This window comes from Kitasatospora sp. NPDC001175 (assembly GCF_053598215.1).
On sequence record NZ_JBSFJU010000021.1, the window covers coordinates 44,316 to 60,176 of the forward strand.

The window sequence follows — 15,861 nt, forward strand, 5'->3', positions numbered from 1 at the left end:
CCAGGCTAGCTGTTCTCGCCCGTGAGGTTGGGGACGCGGCTGGCGGGTCCCGGCGAGCAGGACGCCAGGACCCGCTGTCGTGTCCGCGGCCGCGCTCAGCCCGTGCCGTGGCGCTTGTGGCAGGGCCCCGGGTCCGCATTCGCGGGTTGGGGGTCCGGTTCCTCGGGGTTGTGGACCAGCCTGCGCGGGCCCGGGCCCTCCTGGCCGAGCACGTCGAACGGGTTGGCCAACGGGCAGGCCGCGATGGAGAGGCAGCCGCACCCGATGCAGTCGGTCAACCCCTCGCGCAGCGCGACAAGTTGATGGATCCTGGCGTCCAGGTCGGCGCGCCAGGACTCAGAGAGCTGCGCCCAGTCCTCGCGGTTCGGCGTCCGGCGCTCGGGCAGTTGGGCCAGTGCCTCCCGGATGGCCCCCAACGAGACGCCGACGCGCTGGGCGGCGCGGATCAGCGCTACCCGGCGGAGCGTGTCGCGGGCGTAGCGGCGCTGGTTGCCGGCCGTACGCCGACTGCGGATCAGCCCTTTGGACTCGTAGAAGTGCAGTGCCGTGACGGCCACGCCGCCGCGGGCAGACACCTGGCCGACGGTGAGTTCCTTGGCCAGGTGGAGTGGCCGGCCCTCGCCGCCCATAATCAGCGAGCCTGGATCAGGTGCTGGAGCAGCGCCTGTGTGGAGGGGACGCCCGAGGACACCTGCCCGCCGTTGATGAAGAAACCGGGCACGCCGGTGACGCCGCGGCGTGCCCCGAGCTCCTCATCCCCGCGGACGTCGGCGGCGTACGCGTCGCCGTCCAGGGTGGCCTTCACAGCCACCGGGTCCAGGCCGACGTCCAGCGCCAGCTCCAGCAGCACATCGGGGTCTGCGACGTTGCGCTGCTCGCCGAGGTAGCCCCGGAACAGCCGCTCCTTCATCTGTGAGGCCAGGCCGTGGTCGGCTGCCAGGTGCACCAGGCGCTGGGCGTCGAAGGAGTTCACAGGCTGGACCCCGGTCAGCTCGATGTGCAACCCCTCCTCCTGGGCGAGGCGCTCGATCTCCGCGAACAGTCCGACCGCCGAGCCGGGTTGCAGACCGAGCCGGTGCTGCATCATCTCGCCGAGGGTGGGCCCCGGGGTCCGTGGCTGATCGGGCCGCAGCTCGAAGCTGCGCCAGACGACCTCCACCTGGTCTCGGTGCTCGAAACGGGCCAACGCCGTCTCCAGGCGCCGCTTGCCGATGTAGCGCCAGGGGCACATGATGTCCGACCAGATCTCGATCTTCACTGCTTCTCCTCCAACGGAACGTATCCGTCTCCCAGGATGAAACCTCGACATTGGTCGAGGTCAAGAGTGGACGGTGCCGGATCGCACGGCCGTTCCGAGAGACGGACTGCGCGTGGGTGCCGGGGCGTTGGCGTCGACGTAGTCGGATCGGGCGACGATGAGGTGGCGTCAGGTCTGGTTGGCCGTCTCCTTGGCTGCCTCGGTGCGCTTCGCGGCGCCACCGAAACCGGCCTGGGCCGGGCCGCGCCGCATCTCCTTCGGAATCGCGGCCAGTACCAGTGCCAGCAACAGCAGGCTCCCACTGACCATGAACACGGTCTGCATTGCGTGCGCCATCCCCTCGAGGAAGGGGTGCGCCAACCGTGGATCGGCGTGCTTGAGGAAGGAGGTGTCATCCAGCGGGATGTGGCCGCCCCGGCCCTGCAGCAACACCTGGTTGGCAGGCAGCGCCGCGATCGACGGGTCGTTCGCCGCGCTCTGGAAGGCGGGATCGGACGCGGCGCCGGCGTAGGCGTCGGCGACCTTCCCGCCGACGGAACCGAAGAACACGGACAGGAACACCGCGATGCCCGCCGTCCCACCGATCTGCCGGAAGAAGGTGAACGAGCCCATGCCGGCGCCCATGAACTGCGGATCCACGCCGGTCTGGATGGCGATCAGCATGACCTGCCAGCACAGACCGATGCCGATGCCCATGAGACCCGCGGCGATCCCGGTCTGCCAGAGCGGCGTGTTCACCCCGAAGGCGCCGAACCAGAAGGCGGCGATCACCATCAGGGCCACCCCGCCGAGCAGGAAGACCTTGTAGCGGCCGCTCTTGGTGGCGTACGGACCGCACAGTCGCCCGGCCAGCACGATACCGAGAGTCTGCGGCAGCATCATGAGACCTGCCTGGGTGGGCGAGAGCCCCTTGACGATCTGCAGGTAGAGCGGGAGCACGGCCAGCGCGCCGAACACGGCCGCGCCCACCATCACGTTGACACCGTTGAAGAGCGAGAACACCGGGTTACGGAACATCGGGGTAGGGAGCAGGGCGGCGCTCCCGGCCCGCCGCAGCGCCAGGATGAACAGCACCAGGGCGACGGTGCCCACAGCGAACAGCGCGAGGGTGCCGGTCGCCGTCCAGCCCCACTTGGGCCCCTGCTCGACGGCGAAGAGCAGCGGGATCAGGCAGACGACGAGGGTGGCGGTTCCGGCCAGGTCCACCGGGTGGTTCGACCGGTTGGGCTGCAGCTTCACCAGGGCGGCGATCAGCAGCATGGCGGTGAGGCCGATCGGCACGTTGATGAAGAAGGCCCAGCGCCAACCGGTCGCGCCCGCGAAGCTGTTCAGTCCGGCGAAGAAGCCGCCGACGACCGGGCCGACCACGGCGGAGATCCCGAAGACCGCACCGAACCAAGCCTGGTACCGGGCACGCTGAGCCATCGGCAGGAGGTCCGCGAGGATGGCGAAGGCCAGGCTCATCAGGCCGCCCGCGCCGATGCCCTGGACACCGCGGAACACCGCCAGTTCGGTCATGGACTGCGACAGACCGCACAGCACCGACCCGAGGATGAACATGCCCACGGAGACGCAGTACACCGGCCGGCGACCGTAGATGTCGGAGAGCTTTCCGTACAGGGCTGTGGCGATCACCGATGTGGTCATGTACGCGGTGTTCGCCCAGGCCTGGTAGGTGAGGCCGTGCAGGTCGTCGGCGATGGTGCGCAACGCGGCGGCGATGATGGTCTGGTCCAGCGCGGCCATGAACAAGCCAAGCAGCAGACCAAGCACGATCAGTCTGATTCTGCGTCGGTCGAGCGCGGGGGTACCGGATTCCGGCACGGAGGCGCCCGCGTTCGCTGTTGCTGTCATCAGTTCTCTCCCCTTGAAATGGCCGCAGATCCGGTGCGTTCACAGGTCCGGCCATGGACACGTGGCAAGCATGAAACCTCAAGCGCGGTAGAGGTCAAGCTTGACTCTCGGGCGGCGGACTCGAGTGGGATCCGGGCAGCGCTCAACCGTCCTTCGGTAACCCTCGCGGGGCTCTCCGCTGTTCTTGCCCGTGGGGTTGGGGGACGCGGCCGGTGGGTGGCTTGCCCGTAAGCGCGGCGTGTTTGCCGGGTGGACCAACTCGCCTGGTGCGGAACGCTCGTAGCGTCGGATGCAGTGGCCGGTGGCGCGGTCGAGGTGTGCGAGGCGGACGATTCGCTAGCGGGTGAGGACGCGGTGCACGGTGTCCGGGTCGAGCCGCAGGAGGTGGGCGATGCGGACTGGTCCCAGCGGCGGAGCATGCGGACCTTGATGATCCGCCGCTCGGTGCGGGTCGGGGTTCGGCGCGGACTGTGGTGCGGTCTTGAGGAGCGGTCGGTCATGCCGGCCTCGCCCAGGGTGCGGTAGCGGTCGGCCCAGCGCGTGGCCGTGGTCGGCGAGACCTGGAAGCGCTCGGCGGCCCGCCGCAGGGGCCAGCCGTTCTCGACCCCGAAGGGGCCAGGCGCAGGCGCCCGGTCTCGGTCAGTGGTGCGTCACGGCGTGGCATGAGGGCCTTTCCGGCGCTGGGGTGGATGTCGCAATCCACGCCTGGCCGGAAGGCCCTCACACATTTCAAGACCACCCGGCCGTGAGCCCTGTCATCAACCTCCGTGGTCAGTGCAGCTGCCTGGACCGGCCCGGGAGCCGCGGTGCCTCGGGTCGGCGGACGCGATTGACTGCGCGACGATCTGACGTTACGTCATTACGTCAGAATCCGTCGGCCGCCTGGTCGATGGCGTCCTTGGCTCGCTTCAGGCCGAAACCGGTGCGCTGTCGGTAGGCCTTGATGGCCTGGATCTTCTTGCCGGCCTGGACGAGCTCCAGTACCTCGGGCATCCGGCGGGGGTCCGTCTCCGGCAGGGGGTGGGTCAGGTTGAGATAGGTCATGATCGCGTCGAGTTTCGACTCGATCGTGTTCAGCCGCTGTGCGAGCGCCGCGTCGTCCATGGGTTCCATGTCCAGCACCCTAGCCGCTGCGTTCCGGCCGGTGATCAACACCCCGGCCGGCACCGGACGGCCGCGGAAGGCGGTGGTGGGCCTGCGTCAGATCGCCCCGGGAGAAGGAGGATCGGGGACTCCACCGCACGTAAAGGCGGGGTAAACGCCTTGCTAGGGTGATCCGTCACCGAACTCCGAAGGACAGCGCATGAGCACCCCCGAGCCGCCACCCGCCCCATCCCCGTGGGCACCGCCACCCGAGAACGCTCCGGAGCCGCCACCCGCCCCGTCCCCGTGGGCACCGCCACCCGAGAACGCTCCGACGCATGCACCCGCGGCGTCCCCCTGGGCGCCGCCGGCCGAGAACGCTCCGCAACCACTCCAGTGGGGCCCGCCGCCCGGCTTCCCGGGGCCGTACGCAATGGCGCCGCAGCCCCAGAACGGCCTGGGGGTGGCGGCGTTGGTGCTCGGCATCATCGGTGCGCTCCTCGGGATCGTCCCGTTCCTGTTCTGGATATCGGGTGCGCTCGGGCTGGCCGCGCTGATCCTCGGTCTGGTCGGGCACGGCCGGGCCCGCCGGGGCCAGGCCACGAACAAGGGGATGTCCCTCGCCGGGAGCATCCTGGGCGGCGTGGCGATGCTGCTGGCGATCGTGGGCCTGGTCGTCACCGTGATCGTCGTGAAGAAGGTCGCCCACGACGTCGAGGAGCGCAGGAAGAGCGCCTCCTCCACCGGGCCCGCCGACTCCGCCGCCCCGCAGGCCCCCAAGGCCGACGAGCCGGTGCCGTTCGGTGAGACCTGGGAGTACGAGGACGGGCTCCGGATCACCGTCGGCAAGCCCGAGTCCTTCGAGCCGGGGCGCTACGCCATCGGCCACAATGACGGCGACCTGGCGATCCAGGTGAGGATCACGATCGTCAACGGCGGCCACGAGCCGGTCCCGCTCGTCGGCGTACTGCCGTTCGTGAAGGACGCCGACGGCGCGCAGGTCGCCAGCATCTACGACACCGCGCACCCGACGAAGCTGTTCTCCGGCACGCTGAAGCCGGGCGAGCGGGCGGAGGGCCAGTTCACGTACTCGGTCTCCCCCAAGGGGGCCGGAAAGCTGCGGCTGACCATCTACCCGGGCGCCGGGTACGACCGCGCCGAGTGGGACGGACCGGCTCAGGACGGAGCCCCGGACGCCACCGCGAGCGCCACGCCGAGTGCCTCGCCGAGCTCCCGTACGGACGAGAGCGCCAAGCTCGGCGTGTAGGCGCCGACAGCCGCCGCTTCGGGAGCGCCGCCGACAGCCGTGCTCGAACACCGGAGCCGTAGCATGTCGATGTTCACGGATCGTCAAGCGTGGCTGGATCGGACAGTGGTGGGGCGGATGGGGACGGGCGGCTGGCCGGGCGGGCTCGGGAAGCTGGTGGGGACGGCGGCCCAGCTGGGCGAGGTCGGAAAGCAGGCGGTGCTGCGCGGCGGCCGGACGGTGGCCGGCGGGACGGTGGCGGGCGGTCAGTGGGTGCACGGCGCACTCACCTCCCTCGCCCCGCCGCAGGTACCAGCCACCGAGCCGTGGAAGCTGTCACTGGGCGCGCTCGTCGGACGCCACCCGCGCACACCGGCCGTGGTGCACAAGCTCCTCGGCCTGCTGGACGGGTTCGGCGCGGTGCACCTCGGCCCGGAGCGGGTGGGCTTCGACGGCGAGGAGATCGAGTGGGGGAAGGTCGTCGAGATCCGCACCCGCAGCGCCTTCGAGGTGATGACCACGTCGGCGCTGGAGCACGAGGTCGACCGCATCCGCGAGTTCCTCCCGCCGGTTCCCGGTCGCAAGTGGGTCGTCACCAGGGCGGCCGAGGCCGTCGCCACCGTCGTGCTGGCGGCGCTCGAACAGGGCGCGGTCGAGCAGCGCCTGGACGCCCTGACCGTCCCCTCCGAGATCGTCCACCGCGGCCTGCTCGGCCGCACGCGCACGCTCGACGGCGGCCTGTTCGCCACGGCCGGCCTGGTCCTCGTCGGACAGGCGGGCGAGAGCCTGATCGCCACCGCCGGACAGCACGGCATCCCGGTCCGCCCGGCCGAACGGCCCGACGACCGCATCGCCCATGTGGAGACGCTGCGCGAACGCACCGACACCGTCGCCCGCCTGCTGCGCCGGCTCCAGGAGGAGAGCCCGGAGCCGGCGGAGCCGCCGGGCGCGGGCGTCCCCGGCGGCACCGAGTCCGGCCACGCGGGGCTCGACGGTGCCGGGGCGGGCAACCTGATGAGCCTCGACAAGGCCCTGAGTGACAAGGCCGGGAGCGACGAGGCCGCCGGACCCGGCCCGGCGGCCTCCCCGTACCGGTGGCTCAGCTGACCGGCTGGACGCTGCCGGGCAGCCCCGGCTTCCCGGCGGCGCCGAGCATCAGGACGGCGTCGGCGGTCCGGGCGAGCTTCTGGTCGTGGGTGATCAGGATGGTGGTCCGCCCGGCCATCAGGCGCCGCAGCGGGGCGATGACGTTCGCTGCGGACTGCTCGTCGAGGCCGGTCGTCGGCTCGTCGAGGATCAGTACCGGCGTGGCCCGCAGGAAGGCGCGGGCGATGGCGATCCGCTGGGTCTGTCCGCCGGAGAGCTGGAAACCGTCCCGTCCGATCTCGGTCCGGTACCCCTCGTTCAGGGCCGTGATGAACTCATGGGCGTCCGCGTCCTTCGCGGCCTGCACCACCTCGTCGAGCGAGGCCGAGGGTCTGCCGTAGGCGATGTTGTCGCGGATCGTGGCGTGGAAGAGCGGCGCCTGCTGGGGGAGCAGGGTGACGGCCTGGCGCAGCGAGGCCAGCTTGAGGTCCCTGAGGTCGTGCTGGTCGAGGCGTACCGTGCCGGAGTCCGGGTCGAGGAAGCGCACCAGCAGCTTGGCCAGGGTCGACTTGCCGCAGCCGCTGGGGCCCATGACCGCGAGGATCGTCCCCGGGCCGATGTCGAAGCTGAGGTTCTCCAGGACCGGCCGGCCGTCCTGGCCGGGGTAGCCGACTCGGACGTCCTCGCAGCTCACCCGGCCGGCCACCGGGCCGGTGCCGTGGGCGTGGGGACGCTCCACCACCGGGGACGGGGTGTCCAGCAGTTCCAGGACCCGCTCGCCCGCGGCACCGGCCGCGCCGGCCACCGGCAAGAGCTCCGAGATCCGCTGGGCCGGTTCGAAGAGCTGGGCCATGAAGGCGGCGAAGGCCAGCAGGCCGCCGAGGCTCAGCACACCCCGGTCGAGTTCGACGGCGCCGATCCCGACGACCGTCAGGCCGCCGAGGACCTCCAGGACGTTCAGGACCGGCGGGTACAGACCGGCGTACCGGGCGATGGAGAGCTCGGACTCCAGCAGAGCCCGGCCGGTCCGGTGGACCTTCGCGACCTCGCGGCGCTCCTGGTTGCAGGTGCCGGCGATGGCGGCGTTGCGCAGGCTCTCCTCCAGTACGGCCGTGACCGCGCCGCCGCGGCGTCTGGCCTCCCGCTCGCGGATCAGGATGCGGTTGCCGAAGTACCGTCCGGACAGCCAGAAGACCGGGGCCACGGCCAGCGCGGCCAGCGCGAGCTGCCAGCTCAGGTAGAACGCGGCGGCCCCGAACAGCAGCAGGCTCAGCACCGCGGAGCCGGCCTCGACCACCCCGGTGGCCACCAGCTGTTCGATGGCGGCGATGTCCCCGGTGAGCCGGGCCACCACATCACCGCGCTGGCGGCGGTCCAGGGTGTCGGGCGGGAGGCCGTGCAGGTGGGCCACGACGGAGGTCCGCAGCCGGAGGATGAAACGCTCGGCCACCCAGGTGATGGTGTAGTTGCCGGCGAAGATCAGCAGCGCCGAGACCACGGCGGTCGCGGCCATCGTGCCGGCCGGTGCCCAGAAGGCGGAGAACCGGTGGGGTACCAGGACTTGGTCGATCAGGTCCTTGAACAGCCAGACCGACACCACCTCGCCGAACGCGCCGGTGAGCAGCAGCAGGATCGCGGCGGGCAGCCACAGCCGGTCCTGGCGGACCCACGGCCAGAAGCGCCGGAACGCCTCCCGCGGTCGGACGGGCGGCGCGGCCGCGACCGGTCCCTTCGGATCGGACTCCTCGGCTGACGGGTCCGGCTCGGCCACCGGGTCCGAGTACGCCGGATCCGGAAACGTCGCAGTCTCCATGCGCAGTGCTAGCCCTTCAAGGATGTGGGGGCCGGCGGGCGAACCCGCCGGCCCCCGGTCTACGAGTACCGCGGACTACCGGCGGTGGTGACGCCGCCGACCGTGACGGCGGCGACGACGGCGGCCCTCGCCACGTTCACCACGGTTCCCGCGGCCGCGACTTCCGAAGCTGCTGAAAACGCTCATGACTTCCTCCTGTTGCGATCGAGCGATGCTCAACGCCGTTCTTCACGAACCGGGTTCACCGGCGGTGGCGGCGGTGGTGGTGATGGCGGTGGTGACGGTGGTGGCGGCGACGACGGCCCTCGCCGCCCTCGCCGCGGTCACCGCGGCCACGACCTCCGAAGCTGCTGAAAACGCTCATGATGACTTCCTTTCCGCGTATCGGCATGCCGCCGTGTCCCCGCACGAGTCCGAGGGCTCGGTGGAGAATCCGGTAGCACTGGGATACGGAAGGGGTTAACGGTGCCGGTGCCCGGTCCCAAATGCCGGACGCCGCGCGGATCACACGCCGCGGACGTGACGCCCATCGAAAACGGGCACCTGTTGTCGGTCATCCAAGTGGCCGCCCTTTCGGGGTACTTCGGCCCTCGGAGGACTCGAATGGCAGGTTCTCCTGCTGATACTGCCGTGACTGCTGCGCACAGTTCTTCTGTCGCAGTCGCCTCGATCTCCAGAAGAGGGGTGATGGGATCGGAATGGTCCGATCCGCCCTGCCAGAACCCAGTTGAGCATTCGGGTCGGAGTGCGGCAAGACAGGTGACTTCTCGATGCACCCATCCGGGAAGCGGGCCCGGAACCAGGCCGCGAAAGGCTCCACGACGAAGGTCGCGACGGCCTGCTGGGCGGCCCGCAGCAGTCTGCCGGGCGGCGGGCGGCGGGCGGTTCGGTGGTTACTCGCGGGTCCGGGAGGCGGGGTTGACGGGCAGCGGCGCGGGCAGGGCGGGACGACCGGCTGCCCGCGCCCACGGCGAATCGCCCGATGCCGTCATGGCAAGGTAATTTGACGTTTCGCCAGATAGTGGAGTCAGCTACTGGCGACCGGATAGCCGAACCCACCGGCCGGTGCGGCGAAGCCGGGCAGCCAGCTGCCGAGGACCAGCGCCGACGGGTGGAAGAGCGGCTCGGGCAGCGTATCGAGCGGGAAGCGCTCCCAACCCGCGCAGGCGTGCGGCTCGGTGACATCCGCCGGGGCGTCGGTCGGCGGCGCCAGGACGGCGGCCGTCAGCCGGGGGCGGCCCAGTTGGTGGTCGAGCAGTACGGCCAGCACCCGCAGCCGCCCGGCCGACAGGGTGATCCCGGTCTCCTCGGCGAGCTCCCGGGCGGCGGCCTGCTCGAAGGACTCCCCGGCCTGGTCCACCTTGCCGCCGGGCAGGCCCCAGGTCGGCGGCTCGCCCGCGGTGATCCGCCGGCCCAGCAGGACCCGTCCGTCCGTGCTGGGCACGATCACGCCGACTCCGAGCACGGGTGCTGCCATGGTTCCCGCCCCTTGGTTGTCCATCGTCCGTTTCGATCGCGGCCGGGACGCCGGCCGCGGTGGGTCTACCAGGCGGCCTTGGCGTAGTCCTTGAGGAAGCAGCCGTAGAGGTCCTCGCCGAGCTCGCCGCGGACGATCGGGTCGTAGACCCGGGCCGCGCCGTCCACCAGGTCGAGCGGGGCGTGGAAGCCGGCGTCGGCGAGCCGCATCTTGTCCGGGTGCGGGCGCTCGTCGGTGATCCAGCCGGTGTCGACGGCGGTCATCAGGATGCCGTCGGTCTCCAGCATCTCCTGCGCGCTGGTGCGGGTGAGCATGTTGAGCGCGGCCTTGGCCATGTTGGTGTGCGGGTGGCCGGCTCCCTTGTAGCCGCGGCTGAAGACGCCTTCCATGGCGGAGACGTTCACCACGTACTTGCGGCGGGCCCTGGCGGCGGCCATCGCCGGGCGCAGTCGGCTGATCAGGATGAACGGCGCGGTGGAGTTGCAGAGCTGGACCTCCAGCAGCTCCACCGGGTCGACCTCGTTGACCGTCTGGATCCAGCTGTTGCTGGCCGCGAGGTCCGGCACCAGGCCGCCCGCGTCGATCGCGGTGCCCGCCTCGATCCGGGCGGGCGAGGCGGAGCCGCTGACCAGCGCCAGGCCGGTGACGTCCTCCGGGGCGAGCCGCTCACTGCCGGTGGTGGCCTGGCCGGGCAGGGCGCGCAGCTCGACGCCGCCGCTGCCGAAGCGGCCGATCACCGTGGACGACGGCAGTTCGCCGGCCGGGAGCGGCGCGGACTCGGCCGCCACCAGCTCGCGGTAGGCCCCGGGGGAGCGGCGGACGGTCTGCGCCGCGTTGTTGATCAGGATGTCCAGCGGCCCGTCGGCGGCGACCTCGTCGGCGAGCGCCACCACTTGGGCCGGGTCGCGAAGGTCGATCCCGACGATCTTGAGCCGGTGCAGCCAGTCCGCGCTGTCCGGCATCGACTTGAAGCGGCGGATCGCGTCGTTCGGGAAGCGGGTGGTGATGGTGGTGTGCGCGCCGTCGCGGAGCAGCATCAGCGCGATGTACATACCGATCTTGGCCCGGCCGCCGGTGAGCAGGGCCCGGCGTCCGGTCAGATCGGTCCGGGCGTTGCGGCGGGAGAGGTTGAACTCGGCGCACTTGCGGCAGAGCTGGTGGTAGAAGGCGTCGACCTCGACATAGCGCTCCTTGCAGATGTAGCAGCTGCGCGGGCGCTCGAGTATGCCGGCGATCTCCGTCGTGGTGACCGTGCTCAGGCCGAACACACCCCGGGTCTCGTCGTCGATCCGGCCGGGCGCGCCGGTCGCGGTCAGCGCGGTGACCTTCCGGTCGTTGGCCGTCTTGCGGGCGCGCGTCTCCTGGCGGCGGCGCTGCTTGAGCGTACGGAAGATGCCGCCCACGGCCTTGCGGACGGTGATCGCGTCCGGGTGGTCCACGTGGATCTCGTCGAGCTCGGCGAGCACGCTCAGGCAGAGCTCCAGCCGCTCGGGGTCGATGCCGGGACCGAACTCGATCTCCTCCTGCTCGCCCGGAGCCCCTGCCGCCCACTCGTCCGCCTGCTGCTCCACCTGCTTGGCCGCTCCCGCCGTCATGCCTGCTTACTGCTTCCCGCTCGTCCTGCCCGTATCAGCCGTACCGGCGAACTCTACGTGAGAGCGCGGCGGAGGGGCGAAAGTCGATCGAGATGTAATGGGCAAAAGATCATAGCACTGCTTACCGGTTCTGTCTGTATTGGTAATGGCCGATCACAGGGCGGTCCATTGCCGCTGCTCACCGCCGCCGACGAGGCGTTCCAGCGCCGCCGCCAGGAGTAGGAGCGGGCCGACGGCGCGCTCGACCGGGCCGAGTGGCCTCCTCCTCCGCCGACCCGCTGCTGGCCGAGCAGGTCGCCGCTCGCCCGGGCAGCAGCGCGAGATCGCGGCCGCGCTCCATGGTGCAAGTGCTGCGCCACGAGTTCGTCGCCTACCCCGGTGTCGGCCATGGCTTCCTCGGCGCCGGCGCGGACGACCCGGCCGGCTCGGCGGCGGCAGCCGACGCGTGGCGGCGCGTCCGCGAGCTCTTCGAGTCCAGCGGGCTGTCCGCTGGAGCCGGTGCGCAGGGGCTGGGCTGAGGCCCCGAAGTCCGGTAGAACAGCAAGTGGTCGTCGGCACCGGATGGGTGGAGGGCGGATGAGGGTCGACCGCAGGGGGTTCCTGAGAGCATCGCTCGCGGCGGCGGCCGCCGGCGCGGTCGCCTGGCCGACCGTCGCACCGGCGTCGGCCGCGACCGGTACTGCGGCCGGGGCCACGGCCAGGACCGCGCCGACGGCCGGGTTCGCGCCGAGCGACTGGATGTCCGCACTCGGTGACGCCGTACCGCTGTCCCGGCTGACCCTCCCGGGCACCCACGACTCCTGCGCGCGCTACGGTGGTGCACTGACTGAGTGTCAGACACTGCCCATAGCAAGGCAGTTGGAGTATGGGATCCGCTTCCTCGACATCCGCTGCCGCTCCATCGACGGTTCCTTCGCGATCCACCACGGCCCGGTGTACCAGCAGCAGATGTTCGGTGACGTACTCGTCGCCTGCGCCGCCTTCCTGGCCGCCCACCCGGGCGAGACCGTCCTGATGCGGGTGAAGCAGGAGTACTCGCAGGTGAGCGACACGGACTTCCTCGCCGTCTTCAACGACTACCTGGACAACCGGGGTTGGCGGGGCCTGTTCCACCTGGGCGACACCCTGCCCGCGCTCGGTGCGGCCAGGGGTCGGGTGGTGCTGATCTCCGACGTCCCGACCCTGCCGGCCGTCGGCTGGTGGAGCTCCCAGCTCGACCTCCAGGACGACTGGACCGTTCCCACGCTCTTCGACCGTCCGCACAAGTACCAGGACGTCGTCAACCAGATCAACCGGGCGGCCGCCACCGGCCCCGGCGGGCCGCTGTCCGTCAACTTCCTGAGCGGTTCCAGCGCCGGCTGCTTCCCCACCGACTGCGCGGCCTACGTCAACCCGCACGTCCAGGACTACCTCGGCTCCTTCGCCGCGAGCCACGGCCACCCGCCGCTCGGCGTCCTGGTCATGGACTTCCCCGAACGCCACGCGCCCGCGCTGACCTCGACCCTGCTGAACTGGAACGCCCAGGGCACACCCTGATGGCCGCACGAGGCCGACCGGGTCAGGGGCGGCGGTTGTGGGCGCCGGGGGTGTAGCCGAAGGAGCGGCGGAAGACGTCGATGAAGGCACTGGTGGAGGACCAGCCGCAGCGGTGGGCGACCGCGGTGACGGGGACGCCGTCGGCCAGCATCCGCAGCGCGTGGTAGAGCCGTGACTGGGTCCGCCACTGAGGGAAGGTCATGCCGAGCTCGGAGCGGAACAGGCGGCTGAGGGTGCGGGTGTCCGCCGGGTCGTCATGGAGGATCTCGCAGACGGCCGCCAGCCGGGGCAGACCGCCGTTCGGGTCCCGCCCGGCCACGACGGCTGACGACCGGCAGGGCGTACCGCGCGACGGGTTCGTGGGCCGGGCGGCGTCGTCGGGAGTGTGCGGTCCGGCGGCCGGTGTCTCAACGGAGGACCAACTGGGCGGCGCCGTGCTGGACCAGGCCGTCCGCCCGGGCCTCGCGAAGGTTGGCGGTGAACGCCTCCGCGAGGTCGACGGGCCCGAGGTCCCGCGCATCCTCGGGCCAGGTACCGGGCGGGACGAGGATGACCAGCACACCGGCCCGCCCCACGGCGGCCGATACCCACTCGGGCGAGACCGGGGCGGGCGGCGCCGGCTCCCACACCCGGTGACCGCCGACCAGGCTGAGCTCGGTCAGCAGGCCGTCACGGACGTGGATCTCAGCGGTGGTCAGTGGCGGCTCACCGACGGCCATGGTGAAGCCGCTGGCCATCGCGTCCTCCAGCAACTGCGGGTACTGCGCCGGACCGATCTCCACGATCGCCTCGGCGGACGGCGGCGTTCCCGGCGTGGACTCGCGGACGACGAACGCCCACAGCACCGGCGTCGGTCCCCTTCGTTCGCCCCCTGGACTGGTCATGCTCTGTGCAACGATCCGTCACCCCAGTTGTACCGGTGCGGAGCCAGCCATCACCCGATCACCGGAGACCGGGCGGTTCAGACGCTCTCCTGACAATCGGTAGAACGCCTCCGGCCGCCTGCGGACATCGCTCCAGCGGCTGCCGCGACCCCTGAACGGGGCCGCCCGCCCGCTCAGCCTGCCTGCCCGGTCTCGACGCAGAACTCGTTGCCCTCAGGGTCGGCGAGGACGACCCAGCCGGTGCCGTCCGGCCTGCGGCGGTCGTCCACCAGCGATGCGCCGAGGGCGAGCAGGCGCTCCACCTCCTCGTCGCGCGTGCGGTCCTGCGGCTGGAGGTCGAGGTGGACGCGGTTCTTGACGGTCTTCGCCTCGGGCACGGTGATGAAGAGCAGCCCCGCGCCCTCGATCAGTGCCATCGGGTCGCCCGGCTTGTCGTCGCCGTGCAGGGGCTGGTCGAGGACCTCGGACCAGAACTCGGCGAGGCGGTAGGCATCGAGGCTGTCAATCGTCATGTGGCGTATCCCGGAGGTCATGCCGCGGATTCTGGCCTGCGCCGGCCGGCCGGGGCAACGGGGATTTACCGGAGCCTGCCGTGCTACCAGGCCCGCGCTGAAGTATCCCCGCCGAGGGGCCCGTTCATGGCCTGCTGCCCTGCTTGCGGCCCGGGGGTGATCCGCCGCCCGCCGCAGGCCAGGTCTCCGGATGAGCCAGTCTGCTGAGCAGGGCGAGCGCCTCCGCACGGGCCACCGGCGCGAGGAGCTCTCGGTTGACTACCTATCAGCGGACACCCGGTTGGATACCGGGTGGGGCGGAGTGCGGGTGCCGCTGGGCAGTCCGGCGTTGCACCAGACCGCGGCTCCCCACCTGCGGCCGGGAGAGTCGCTGCTCGGCGTGTTCTGCGTTTCGCTGGACCCGCTGCCGCCGCTCCACTTCGACTGGCAGCTGACCATCGTGGATCGCGCTCAACGTCGAGAACAAGGAGACAGAGGAGCGGCTGCCGGCGCTGCTGGGCTGACAGAGCGGGAACGGTTCGAGGGGGCACCGTGCCAAGTACAGTGCCCCCTCGGGCTGTTGTCACGCCGAGGCAGGATCGGACGAAGGCCTGCGCGATGCGGGAGTGGTCGATCCAGTACGGGCCGGAATCACTGTCCAGGGCCTTTCCCGGGAGTCGTCGGCCGACCACTGCAGCTGCCCTTCAGTGCACATGGTCCTTCACGGACCGAACCGCCTGGGAAGAGATGCGACAGCACACTGCTCGCACCCGGTGCGGGGCTCCGTTGATCACTTGCCGGAAATCCGGCCACCTGGCCAACGCCCGCCACTGGCCCACAGGAGTGGCATCAGCCGAACCAATCCTCGCCCGTCAGATCACCGCGACCAGTCATGCCGAGCTGATGAGTCAGATGGTTGGAGAACCGTGGCCTAACCCAGCCACTCCCGCAGGTCCTTGCGACGGACGATCCGGATGCCGCCAGCCTCGCCGGGGCAGATGAAGGGGTCGGCCCAGTCGCGGGAGCTCGGTGAGACGTCCTCGTTCGTCCACATGTTGAGGATGAAGATCACCCAGCCCACTAGGCCCCCTTGGAGCCAGCGCACGGTCAACCGCCAGAGGGTCGGTCGGCGGTCGGTGAGGAGGTCGATCATCCGGTTGGCCAACAGGAACTTCCCGATGCTGCAGTTGGTCAGCCTGCTCAGCAGGACCTGGTTGGCAAAGGAGGTGAACGGGATGGCCAGGACGGCGATCCCCAGCTTGGCACCGGAGCTCAGGTGGGCGTGGAACGCCGCCCGGGCCAGCAGGAAGCCGACGACGATCGCGAACACGAAGTCGAGGAACCCGCCGATGCCCCGGAACACGCTTTCCGCCTCTTCCGGGAGCGTCGGGCTCTCCGGAGTCGGAGTCGGAGCCGGCTGTGGCTGGGCGTACGGATTCTGCTGCCCGTACGGGGTCTGCTGCCCGCGTGGATCGAATACCTGTCCCTGCGGATAGCCCTGTGGCATGCCCGTGCCCCGCTGTTCCGGGTGAAGATGC

15 protein-coding genes and 2 pseudogenes are annotated in these 15,861 nt (G+C 70.9%); 5 read left to right on the top strand and 12 right to left on the bottom strand.

The genetic code is table 11. The features are described 5' to 3' along the window. Positions 1-95: 95 nt before the first annotated feature. From soxR to ACWDAK_RS17490, 5 genes and pseudogenes are all read right to left on the bottom strand, one after another. Positions 96-629: a redox-sensitive transcriptional activator SoxR gene (gene soxR, locus ACWDAK_RS17470; RefSeq protein ID WP_344639998.1), complete on the bottom strand. Its 534-nt coding sequence runs from the start codon at positions 627-629 to the stop codon at positions 96-98. A gap of 2 nt (positions 630-631) precedes the next feature. Continuing rightward, entirely contained in the window at positions 632-1,258 is a 627-nt protein-coding gene (locus ACWDAK_RS17475; RefSeq protein WP_427393884.1) for a DsbA family oxidoreductase, read from the bottom strand. A 168-nt stretch (positions 1,259-1,426) separates the two neighbouring features. Next, entirely contained in the window at positions 1,427-3,112 is a 1,686-nt protein-coding gene (locus tag ACWDAK_RS17480) for an MDR family MFS transporter (protein ID WP_427393883.1), read from the bottom strand. Positions 3,113-3,361: 249 nt separating this feature from the next. Further along, a pseudogene (locus tag ACWDAK_RS17485) lies at positions 3,362-3,776 on the bottom strand (helix-turn-helix domain-containing protein); the annotation flags it as partial. Between the two features lie 200 nt (positions 3,777-3,976). Beyond that, a complete protein-coding gene (locus ACWDAK_RS17490; protein ID WP_427393882.1) occupies positions 3,977-4,225 on the bottom strand; it encodes a ribosomal protein L7/L12 in 249 nt (82 codons plus the stop codon). 403 nt (positions 4,226-4,628) lie between these two features. Here ACWDAK_RS17490 and ACWDAK_RS17495 point away from each other — a divergent pair, with 403 nt between their 5' ends. Together ACWDAK_RS17495 and ACWDAK_RS17500 are read left to right on the top strand one after the other, a co-directional pair. Further along, positions 4,629-5,462 (top strand): DUF4190 domain-containing protein, encoded by an 834-nt coding sequence (locus ACWDAK_RS17495; protein ID WP_427393881.1) that lies wholly within the window; start codon positions 4,629-4,631, stop codon positions 5,460-5,462. Between the two features lie 117 nt (positions 5,463-5,579). Then, positions 5,580-6,548, top strand: coding sequence for a hypothetical protein (locus ACWDAK_RS17500; protein WP_344639993.1), 969 nt, complete (start codon positions 5,580-5,582; stop codon positions 6,546-6,548). Here ACWDAK_RS17500 and ACWDAK_RS17505 read toward each other — a convergent pair. Further along, positions 6,541-8,340: an ABC transporter ATP-binding protein gene (locus ACWDAK_RS17505; protein WP_344639992.1), complete on the bottom strand. Its 1,800-nt coding sequence runs from the start codon at positions 8,338-8,340 to the stop codon at positions 6,541-6,543. The two genes, ACWDAK_RS17500 and ACWDAK_RS17505, sit on opposite strands and share 8 nt — an antisense overlap. Positions 8,341-8,551: 211 nt before the next feature. On the opposite strand from ACWDAK_RS17505, the gene ACWDAK_RS17510 reads away from it, so the two are divergent. Continuing rightward, complete coding sequence (locus tag ACWDAK_RS17510; protein ID WP_344639991.1) at positions 8,552-8,803, top strand: hypothetical protein; 252 nt, start codon at positions 8,552-8,554, stop codon at positions 8,801-8,803. Between the two features lie 564 nt (positions 8,804-9,367). On the opposite strand, the gene ACWDAK_RS17515 is transcribed toward ACWDAK_RS17510, so the two are convergent. Together ACWDAK_RS17515 and ACWDAK_RS17520 are read right to left on the bottom strand one after the other, a co-directional pair. Continuing rightward, positions 9,368-9,817 (bottom strand): nucleotide triphosphate diphosphatase NUDT15, encoded by a 450-nt coding sequence (locus ACWDAK_RS17515; RefSeq protein ID WP_427393880.1) that lies wholly within the window; start codon positions 9,815-9,817, stop codon positions 9,368-9,370. A gap of 65 nt (positions 9,818-9,882) precedes the next feature. Further along, entirely contained in the window at positions 9,883-11,412 is a 1,530-nt protein-coding gene (locus ACWDAK_RS17520; protein WP_344639989.1) for an SDR family NAD(P)-dependent oxidoreductase, read from the bottom strand. Between the two features lie 254 nt (positions 11,413-11,666). Here ACWDAK_RS17520 and ACWDAK_RS17525 point away from each other — a divergent pair, with 254 nt between their 5' ends. Then, a complete protein-coding gene (locus ACWDAK_RS17525; protein WP_427393879.1) occupies positions 11,667-11,930 on the top strand; it encodes a dienelactone hydrolase family protein in 264 nt (87 codons plus the stop codon). Positions 11,931-11,988: 58 nt separating this feature from the next. Then, entirely contained in the window at positions 11,989-12,948 is a 960-nt protein-coding gene (locus ACWDAK_RS17530; protein ID WP_344639987.1) for a phosphatidylinositol-specific phospholipase C, read from the top strand. 22 nt (positions 12,949-12,970) lie between these two features. On the opposite strand, the pseudogene ACWDAK_RS17535 reads toward ACWDAK_RS17530, so the two are convergent. The 4 genes and pseudogenes from ACWDAK_RS17535 to ACWDAK_RS17550 form a co-directional block, all read right to left on the bottom strand. Next, positions 12,971-13,237, bottom strand: a pseudogene (locus ACWDAK_RS17535) (helix-turn-helix transcriptional regulator); the annotation flags it as partial. 118 nt (positions 13,238-13,355) lie between these two features. Then, positions 13,356-13,832, bottom strand: coding sequence for a hypothetical protein (locus ACWDAK_RS17540; protein ID WP_344639985.1), 477 nt, complete (start codon positions 13,830-13,832; stop codon positions 13,356-13,358). A 173-nt stretch (positions 13,833-14,005) separates the two neighbouring features. Further along, positions 14,006-14,365: a VOC family protein gene (locus ACWDAK_RS17545; RefSeq protein WP_344639984.1), complete on the bottom strand. Its 360-nt coding sequence runs from the start codon at positions 14,363-14,365 to the stop codon at positions 14,006-14,008. Positions 14,366-15,254: 889 nt separating this feature from the next. Next, a complete protein-coding gene (locus ACWDAK_RS17550; RefSeq protein ID WP_344639983.1) occupies positions 15,255-15,686 on the bottom strand; it encodes an RDD family protein in 432 nt (143 codons plus the stop codon). Positions 15,687-15,861 lie beyond the last annotated feature (175 nt).

Excerpts from the sequence above, each read along its gene's own strand:
- soxR (WP_344639998.1), bottom strand. The coding sequence starts at position 629 with ATGGGCGGCGAGGGCCGGCCACTCCACCTGGCCAAGGAACTCACCGTC.
- ACWDAK_RS17480 (WP_427393883.1), bottom strand. The coding sequence starts at position 3,112 with ATGACAGCAACAGCGAACGCGGGCGCCTCCGTGCCGGAATCCGGTACC.
- ACWDAK_RS17490 (WP_427393882.1), bottom strand. The coding sequence starts at position 4,225 with ATGGAACCCATGGACGACGCGGCGCTCGCACAGCGGCTGAACACGATC.
- ACWDAK_RS17495 (WP_427393881.1), top strand. The coding sequence starts at position 4,629 with ATGGCGCCGCAGCCCCAGAACGGCCTGGGGGTGGCGGCGTTGGTGCTC.
- ACWDAK_RS17500 (WP_344639993.1), top strand. The coding sequence starts at position 5,580 with ATGGGGACGGGCGGCTGGCCGGGCGGGCTCGGGAAGCTGGTGGGGACG.
- ACWDAK_RS17505 (WP_344639992.1), bottom strand. The coding sequence starts at position 8,340 with ATGGAGACTGCGACGTTTCCGGATCCGGCGTACTCGGACCCGGTGGCC.
- ACWDAK_RS17510 (WP_344639991.1), top strand. The coding sequence starts at position 8,552 with ATGCTCAACGCCGTTCTTCACGAACCGGGTTCACCGGCGGTGGCGGCG.
- ACWDAK_RS17515 (WP_427393880.1), bottom strand. The coding sequence starts at position 9,817 with ATGGCAGCACCCGTGCTCGGAGTCGGCGTGATCGTGCCCAGCACGGAC.
- ACWDAK_RS17520 (WP_344639989.1), bottom strand. The coding sequence starts at position 11,412 with ATGACGGCGGGAGCGGCCAAGCAGGTGGAGCAGCAGGCGGACGAGTGG.
- ACWDAK_RS17530 (WP_344639987.1), top strand. The coding sequence starts at position 11,989 with ATGAGGGTCGACCGCAGGGGGTTCCTGAGAGCATCGCTCGCGGCGGCG.
- ACWDAK_RS17540 (WP_344639985.1), bottom strand. The coding sequence starts at position 13,832 with ATGACCAGTCCAGGGGGCGAACGAAGGGGACCGACGCCGGTGCTGTGG.
- ACWDAK_RS17545 (WP_344639984.1), bottom strand. The coding sequence starts at position 14,365 with ATGACCTCCGGGATACGCCACATGACGATTGACAGCCTCGATGCCTAC.